Genomic DNA, 8,148 nt, shown 5'->3' with positions numbered 1-8,148 from the left:
CGAATCTGCGGCGGATGGTGCGTTTCGAGGAGGCTGTTCGGGTTCTGCTGGGGGATGGTTACGGGGCGTTCGTGGAGGTGTCGCCGCATCCGGTGTTGAGCGCTGCGGTGCTGGAGACTGCCGAGGACGCGGGTGTTGCTGATGTGCTGGCGGTGGGCACGCTGGAGCGGGACAACGGTGGTGCCGGGCGGTTGCTCACCTCGCTGGCGCAGGCGTACGTCGGCGGGCTGGGGGTGGACTGGAGGACGGTGCTGCCCGCCGCCGACCGGGTCGACCTGCCCACCTACGCCTTCCAGCACCAGCGGTACTGGATGGAGACAGCGACCGAACCTGCGGTCCCGGTCGGCGGCGACGGCGCGAGCACGGCGGCCGAGGCACGCTTCTGGGCGGCCGTCGAGGGCGGGGACCTGACCCACATCGCCGAGGTCCTGGAAGTCGAGGACGAGCAGCATGTGGCCGAGGTCCTTGAGGCGTTGACGTCGTGGCGGCGCCGCGAGCAGGACCGGGTCGCGACGGCGAACTGGCGCTACCGGGTGACGTGGGCGCCGGTCGCGGAGCCCGACGCCGGTGTGCTGTCGGGGACTTGGCTGGTCGTGGTGCCTGCCGGGGCGGGTGTGGACGGGCCGGTGCAGGGGTGTACGGCGGCGCTGTCCGTGCGTGGGGCCGAGGTGGTGCTGCTGGAGGCCGGGGCGGCGGACGAGCGGTCGAAGCTGGCCGAGCGGATCCGTGCGGTGGTGCCGCAGGGCGGCTTCGCCGGTGTCGTGTCGCTGCTGGCGCTGGACGAGACGCCCGTACCGGCCCATCCGGTGGTGCCGGGAGGCTTGGCAGCGACGCTGACCCTGGTGCAGGCGCTGGGCGACGCGGAGGTGGGCGCACCGCTGTGGGCGGCCACCTCCGGCGCGGTCGCCTCCGGGCCGGGTGAGGCGCTGACCCACCCCGTCCAGACGCTGGTGTGGGGCTTCGGCCGGGTCGTGGCGCTGGAACACCCGGACCGCTGGGGCGGGTTGATCGACCTGCCCGCCGTCCTCGACGAGCGTGCCGGGGCGCGACTGGCGGCCGTACTGGCCGGCTGTGGTGAGGACCAGGTCGCGATCCGCCCGGTCGGGATCCTCGGCCGCAGGCTGACCCGGGCCGCGCAGCCGGTCGGCGCCGCCGATGCATGGGCGCCGCGCGGGAGCGTGCTGATCACCGGTGGTACCGGTGCCATCGGCGGGCACGTGGCGCGCTGGCTGCCCGGCCGCGGTGCCCGGAGGCTGGTGCTGACCAGCCGGTCCGGGCCCGGTGGCACGGGTACGGCGGCGCTGGCGGCCGAGCTGGCGACGGCCGGGACACGGGTCGATGTCGTGGCCTGCGATGCGAGCGACCGGGCGGACCTGGCCGGAGTACTGGCCTGGACCGCGGCGGACGGGCCCGCCCTGTCCGCGGTGATGCACACCGCCGGTGTTCCCCAGGAGACCGCCGTTCAGGACACCGACCTGGCCGAAACGGCCGCGGTGCTGGCGGCCAAGACCGCGGGTGCGGCCCTGCTGGACGAGCTGACCCGGGACCTGGACCTGGACGCGTTCGTGCTGTTCTCCTCGATCTCGGCGACCTGGGGCAGTGGTCTCCAGCCCGCCTACGCGGCCGCCAACACCTTCCTGGACGGGCTCGCCGAGCACCGCCGGGCGCAGGGGCTGCCCGCCACCTCGGTGGCCTGGGGTCCGTGGGGCGGCGGCGGCATGACCGACGAAGATGGCGCCGCGCAGGGCGTGCGGCGCGGACTGATGGTCATGGAGGCGGACCAGGCCGTCCAGGCCCTGGCCCAGATCCTGGACCGCGGCGAAGGCCTGATGACGATCGTGGACGTGGACTGGGCGCGGTTCGCCCCGCCGTTCACGCTGCGCCGGCCGAGCCCGCTCATCGAGAGCCTGCCTGACGTCAGGCAGGCCCTGAACGGCACCGCCACCGACGCGGCCGGGAACGACCCGGCCGTCGTCTCGGAATCGGGCACGGCCCTCCAGCAGCGGCTGGCGGGCCTGTCGCGGGCCGAGCAGAACCGGACGCTGGTCAACCTGGTCCAGACGCAGGCGGCCGCGGTGCTGGACTACCCCTCGCCCGAGGGCGTCGAACCCACGCGTGCCTTCAGCGACCTGGGCTTCGACTCGCTGACCGCGGTGGAACTGCGCAACCGGCTGAGCACCGCCACCGGCCTGCAACTGCCCGCCACCCTGCTGTTCGACGCGCCTACGCCCACGGCCGCCGCCGAGTTCCTCCTGACGCAGCTCGTGGGCACACTCGGCGGCGCTCAGGCCGCTCCGGTCGCGGCGGCGGCAACCGACGAGCCACTGGCGATCGTCGGCATGAGCTGCCGGTACCCGGGCGGTGTGACCAGCCCGGAAGAACTGTGGAACCTGGTGGCTGCCGGAACCGACGCCATCTCCGTGCTGCCGGAGGACCGCGGCTGGGTCATCGAGGACACGGTCGGCACCGACGACGAGTACACCGGCAAGCCCGTCCGGGCGGGCGGTTTCGTCTACGACGCGAGCGGGTTCGACGCGGGATTCTTCGGGATCAGCCCGCGAGAGGCCACGTCGATGGACCCGCAGCAGCGGCTGCTGCTGGAGGTGGCCTGGGAGGCACTGGAGCGGGCGGGCCTCGACCCCGCTTCACTGCGCGGCTCCGCGACGGGCGTGTTCGCCGGAGCGGCCGCGTCGGGGTACGGCTGGAGCAACGGCCTGCAGAGCGGCGGACTGGACGGGCACCTCGTCACCGGCGTCTCGACCAGCGTGGTGTCCGGCCGGGTCGCCTACGTCCTGGGCCTGGAGGGCCCGGCGGTCACCGTGGACACGGCGTGTTCGTCCTCGCTGGTGGCCCTGCACCTGGCCTGCCAGGCGGTCCGGTCGGGCGAGTGCACGCTGGCCCTGGCCGGCGGCGTGATGGTGGCGGCCAACCCGCTTCTGTTCAACCAGTTCAGCCGGCAGATGGGGCTGGCGCCGGACGGACGCTGCAAGCCGTTCTCGGCGGCGGCCGACGGCATGGGCCTCGGCGAGGGCGCGGGCATGCTGGTGGTGGAGCGGCTGTCCGACGCCCGCCGCAACGGCCACCGGGTGCTCGCGGTGGTGCGCGGCAGCGCGATCAACCAGGACGGTGCGTCCAACGGCCTGACCGCCCCGAACGGCCCCTCGCAGCAACGGGTCATCCGCGCCGCCCTCGCCAACGCCGACCTGCGCGCCGACGACGTCGACGTGGTGGAGGCGCACGGCACGGGAACCCCGCTGGGCGACCCGATCGAGGCGCAGGCGCTGCTCGCCACCTACGGCCAGGAGCGGCCGGAGGGACGGCCGCTCTGGCTGGGGTCGGTGAAGTCGAACATCGGACACGCCCAGGCGGCGGCCGGTGTGGCCGGTGTGATCAAGATGGTGCTGGCCCTCCAGCACCGCCAGTTGCCGCGGACGCTGCACGCGGACGAGCGCTCGCCGCACATCGACTGGTCGGCCGGTGAGGTGCAGCTGCTGACCGAGACGGTGCCGTGGTCGGCCGAGGGCCGGGTGCGCCGTGCCGGTGTCTCCTCCTTCGGAATGAGCGGGACCAACGCACACGTCATCATCGAGGAGGCTACGGCCGCCGGGCTCGCGGAGCCCGAGGACGCCGGCGCGGGAGACGTCACCGAAGAGTCCGGGCCGGTGGTGGTGCCTTCGGTGGTGGAGGCCGGTGGGCCTGTCGCGTGGGTGGTGTCGGGTCGGTCGGCCAGGGGTCTGGCGGGGCAGGCGGGTTGTTTGCGGGAGTGGGTTGCGGCCCGGCCGGGGCTTGAGCCGGCCGATGTCGGGTGGTCGTTGGCGGTGACGCGGTCGGTGTTCGAGCACCGGGCGGTCGTCGTGGGCGGTGATCGTGGGGAGCTGGTGTCCGGCCTGGAGAGCCTGGCTGTCGGTGGGCCTGTGGGTTCGGTGGTGTCGGGTGTGGCCCGGTCGGGTGCGCGGACGGTGTTCGTGTTTGCCGGGCAGGGCACGCAGTGGCTGGGTATGGGCCGGGAGTTGGTGGGGTCGAGCCCGGTGTTCGCGGCGCGGTTGGCGGAGTGTGAGCAGGCGCTGGCACCGCACGTGCAGTGGTCGCTGAGTGATGTTCTCGCGGGTGTCGAGGGTGTGCCGGGGTTGGATCGTGCGGACGTGGTGCAGCCGGTGCTGTGGGCGGTGATGGTGTCCCTTGCCGCGGTGTGGGAGGCCGCGGGCGTGAGCCCGGATGCGGTGGTCGGCCACTCGCAGGGTGAGATCGCGGCGGCGACGGTGGCGGGGATGTTGTCGTTGGAGGACGGTGCGCGGGTGGTGGCGGTGCGGTCGCGTGCGTTGTCGGGGTTGTCGGTGCAGGGGTCGATGGTGTCGGTGGTGATGCCGTCGGGGTCGGTGCGGGAGCTTGTGGAGGGGTGGGGTGAGCGGTTGTCGGTGGCCGCGGTGAACGGTCCGGCTGCTGTGGTGGTGTCGGGTGAGCCGGAGGCGTTGGACGAGTTCGAGCGGGAGCTGGCGAGGCGGAAGGTGTTGCGCTGGCGTATTCCGGAGACGGACTTTGTGGCGCACTCACCCGCGGTGGAGCCACTGGCGGCTCATCTCGGAGAGGAGCTTGCCGGGATTGCTCCGCGGGCGGGTCGGGTGCCGATGGCGTCGACGGTCACCGGTGGGTGGGTGTCGGGCGAGGAGGTCGACGCCGCGTACTGGTTTGCGAACCTGCGGCGGATGGTCCGCTTCGAAGAGGCCGTACGGGTGCTGCTCGACGGCGGTTTCGGGGCGTTCGTGGAGGTGTCGCCGCATCCGGTGCTGACGGCCGCGGTGCTGGAGACGGCTGAGGATGCGGGCATCAGTGAGGTGCTGACGGTGGGCACGCTGGAGCGGGACAACGGCGGTGCCACGCGGCTGATCACCTCGCTCGCGCAGGCGTATTGTGCCGGGCTGCCGGTCGACTGGAAGACGGTCCTGCCCGCCGCAGAGCGGGTGGAGCTGCCGACGTACGCGTTCCAGCACGAGTGGTACTGGCTGGAGACGGCGGCCACGGCGACACCTTCGGCGGGCGGGGACGGTACGAGCACGGCGGCGGAGGCGCAGTTCTGGGCGGCCGTCGAGGGCGGTGACCTGGCGCAGATTGCCGACACGCTGGCCATCGAGGACCAGAAGCAGCTCAGCGAGGTGCTGCCCGCGCTGGCGTCCTGGCGGCGCCGCGAGCAGGACCGGGTCGCGACGGCGAACTGGCGCTACCGGGTGACGTGGGCGCCGGTCGCGGAGCCCGACGCCGGTGTGCTGTCGGGGACTTGGCTGGTCGTGGTGCCTGCCGGGGCGGGTGTGGACGGGCCGGTGCAGGGGTGTACGGCGGCGCTGTCCGTGCGTGGGGCCGAGGTGGTGCTGCTGGAGGCCGGGGCGGCGGACGAGCGGTCGAAGCTGGCCGAGCGGATCCGTGCGGTGGTGCCGCAGGGTGGCTTCGCCGGTGTCGTGTCGCTGCTGGCGCTGGACGAGACGCCCGTGCCGGAGTATCCGGTGGTGCCGGGAGGCTTGGCAGCGACGCTGACCCTGGTGCAGGCGCTGGGCGACGCGGGGGTGGGCGCACCGCTGTGGGCGGCCACCTCGGGCGCAGTGAGCGTGGGACCGAGCGAGACGCTGACCCACCCCGTGCAGGCGCAGATCTGGGGCCTCGGCCGGGTCGTGGCGCTGGAACACCCGGACCGCTGGGGCGGGTTGATCGACCTGCCCGCCGTCCTCGACGAGCGAGCCGGGGTGCGGCTGGCCGCGGTCCTGGCCGGGTGCGGTGAGGACCAGGTCGCGATCCGCGCGGCCGGGATCCTCGGCCGACGGCTGACCCGCGCCCCGCAGCCCCGTGGCTCCGCGGAGCCGTGGGCGCCGCGCGGCACCGCGCTGGTCACCGGCGGAACCGGCGCGCTCGGCGGGCGCCTGGCGCGACTGGTGGCCGGGCGCGGTGCGGCGCGACTGGTCCTGACCAGCCGTTCCGGCCCCACGGCCGCGGGCGTCGCCGCGACGGCCGCCGAACTGGCCGCCCAGGGCACCCGCGTGGACGTGCTGGCCTGCGACGTGAGCGACCGGTCCGACCTGACCGGGCTGATGGGCTGGATCGCAACGAGCGGCCCTGCGCTCTCCGCGGTGATGCACACCGCCGGCGTCGGACAGGCCACCGCGGTGCAGGAGACCGGCCTGGCGGAGACGGCTTCGGTACTGGCGGCCAAGGCCACGGGCGCGGCCCTGCTGGACGAGCTGACCCGGGACCTGGACCTGGACGCGTTCGTGCTGTTCTCCTCCATCTCGGCGACCTGGGGCAGCGGCCTGCAGCCCTCCTACGCCGCAGCCAACACCTTCCTGGACGCCCTGGCCGAGAGCCGTCTGGCCCGTGGGGCGACGGCGACCTCGGTGGCCTGGGGCCCGTGGGGCGGCGGCGGGATGACCGACGAGGACGGCGCCGCGCAGATGGTGCGGCGCGGGCTGCTCGTCATGGACCCGGGGCACGCCGTCCAGGCGCTGGCCCAGATCCTGGACGGCCGGGAAGCGCTGGTGACGGTCGCGGACATGGACTGGGCGCGGTTCGCAGCGCCGTTCACGCTGCGCCGGCCCAGCCCGCTCATCGAGGCCCTGCCCGAGGTCCGCCAGGCCCTGGCGGACGCCGGCGCGGACGCCGCCGGGGGCGACCAGGCCGTCAACCCGCAGGCGGGCGCCGCCTTGAAGCAGCAACTGGCGGGCCTGTCCAGGGCCGAGCAGAACCGGACGCTGGTCAACCTGGTGCAGACGCAGGCGGCCGCGGTGCTGGACTACACGTCGGCCGAGGCCGTCGAACCCACGCGCGCCTTCAGTGACCTGGGCTTCGACTCCCTGACCGCGGTGGAACTGCGCAACCGGCTGAGCGCCGCCACCGGCCTGCAACTGCCCGCGACGCTGCTGTTCGACTGCCCCAACCCGACAGCGCTGGCCGACTATCTCTGGAACGAGGAATTCCAGGGCGAATCGGCTCCGGTGTCGCTCATTCAGGAAGTCGACCGGCTCGGGTCGATTCTGACCGGGGCGTCGCCGGACGAGACGACGTACCAGCAGATCACCGATCGGCTGCAGGGACTCCTTTCCCAGTGGACCAAAGCCGGCGCTCCCACGGAGCGTCAGGCCGTCGCGGAGAAAATCGTGTCCGCATCGGACGACGAGATATTCGAGTTCATCCACAAGGAACTCGGCCGGTAAAGGTTCTCGGCATTGCGGACAGCAAGCTTGAGCTTTCAGAGAATGGGCGAGTGAGGTTCAGTGGCCGACGAAGAGACTCTCCGGGATTACCTCAAGTGGGTAACGACCAACCTGCACGAGACGCGTGAGCGCCTGCGCGAGGTCGAGGAACGAAGCCACGAGCCGATCGCGATCGTCGGAATGGGCTGCCGGTTCCCCGGCGGTGCCCAGGGCCCGGAGGATCTCTGGAGGCTGCTGGCCGCGGGCGGAGACGCCATCGCGGGATTTCCCACCGACCGGGGATGGGACATCGAGGAACTGTACGAACAGGATCCGGACGGCACGTCGCATGTGCGTGAGGCCGGATTCGTGCAGGACGCGAGCGGGTTCGACGCGGCGTTCTTCGGGATCAGCCCGCGCGAGGCGGTGGCGATGGACCCCCAGCAGCGGCTGCTGCTGGAGGTCTGCTGGGAGGCGCTGGAGCGGGCGGGGATCGATCCGGCGTCGCTGCGCGGCAGCCGGACCGGTGTGTTCGCCGGTGCCTCGCTGTCCGGTTACGGCTTCGGTCCCGGCATGGACGAGGACCTGGACGTCCACCTGATGACCGGGACCTCGACCAGCATCATCTCCGGCCGGGTGTCGTACTCGCTGGGCCTGGAGGGCCCGGCGGTGACGGTGGACACGGCGTGTTCGTCGTCGCTGGTGGCCCTGCACCTGGCCTGCCAGGCGGTGCGGTCGGGGGAGTGCTCGCTGGCGCTGGCCGGCGGTGTGACCGTGACCGCCATCCCGATCATCTTCACCCAGTTCTCGCGGCAGCTCGGGCTCGCCCGGGACGGCCGGTCCAAGGCGTTCTCGGCGGCGGCCGACGGCATGGGCATCTCCGAGGGCGCCGGCATGGTGGTCCTGGAGCGGTTGTCGGACGCGCGGCGCAACGGTCACCGGGTGCTGGCGGTGGTGCGGGGTTCGGCGATCAACC

At 73.0% G+C, this 8,148-nt stretch carries 2 protein-coding genes; both read left to right on the top strand.

Going from position 1 to position 8,148, the window contains the following annotated elements; all coding sequences use genetic code 11:
• Window positions 1-14 precede the first annotated feature (14 nt).
• The gene (locus ACFZCP_RS45585; protein ID WP_391443100.1) at window positions 15-7,193 is read left to right on the top strand and encodes a type I polyketide synthase; all 7,179 of its coding nucleotides are present in this window, start codon (window positions 15-17) and stop codon (window positions 7,191-7,193) included.
• Between the two features lie 60 nt (window positions 7,194-7,253).
• Window positions 7,254-8,148 (top strand): beta-ketoacyl synthase N-terminal-like domain-containing protein (locus tag ACFZCP_RS45580; protein WP_391443098.1); only part of this gene is annotated, 895 nt, incomplete at its 3' end.

The sequence above is a fragment of the Streptomyces sp. NPDC007971 genome (assembly GCF_042958635.1).
Classification (GTDB): Bacteria; Actinomycetota; Actinomycetes; order Streptomycetales; family Streptomycetaceae; genus Streptomyces.
The sequence above is the reverse complement of the archived record's forward strand: the minus strand, read 5'-3'. Positions and strand labels throughout refer to the sequence as shown.